Here is a 571-nt window from a genome sequence, read left to right as displayed (position 1 = left end):
AGGCGGGCTCGAGCCGGGAGTTTCTGGACCGGATGCAGACGCGCGCCGAACTTTATGAGCTCATCGACTACGCGGCCTACGAGGCCTTCGACCGAGCGCTCTCTCGGTGGCAGGCTTCGGAGCCAGGGAGGGAGGCGTAGCCGGTTTTGGGGTGGGCACTGAGTACGAGGACACCGATGTGGCGTCGGTCGCAGGTTCGCAGGTAGGGGAATCCTTCCGATCGTGGTGCAGGGGTTGGTAAGCCTCTTCAGGGGCTGATCTGGAAAGCATCGCCTTGCTTACCGGAACGCGCCTTGAGCTCAAGGCTGTTGCCGACAGGCGCTTTTCAGGACATCTCGCACTTGATGCGGGTTTTTACATACGCAAAAGACCCACCACCCAAACTTACCGTGGTGATTCACTGCCCGCACCCAGCGCCGTGCAGCCGCTTCTTTCTGCCGATCCTGCTCGGTCTCAAAACCTTTGATCTCCAAGATCACTTTGATCTCGCGCCCGTCTGGGCATCGCAAGCGGACGAGGTAGTCCGGACGGTATTCGCGGCGCACGCCTTGCCACTCATAGGTAACGTTGA

At 60.2% G+C, this 571-nt stretch carries 1 protein-coding gene; it reads right to left on the bottom strand.

Translation table 11 applies throughout. The features are described from left to right. Positions 1 to 299 precede the first annotated feature (299 nt). Positions 300 to 571 (bottom strand): hypothetical protein (locus NZ960_08650; protein ID MCS7177657.1); only part of this gene is annotated, 272 nt, incomplete at its 5' end.

It is taken from the genome of Candidatus Kapaibacterium sp. (genome assembly GCA_025059875.1).
Lineage (GTDB): Bacteria > Bacteroidota > Ignavibacteria > Kapaibacteriales > HRBIN21 > HRBIN21.
The sequence above is the reverse complement of the archived record's forward strand: the minus strand, read 5'-3'. Positions and strand labels throughout refer to the sequence as shown.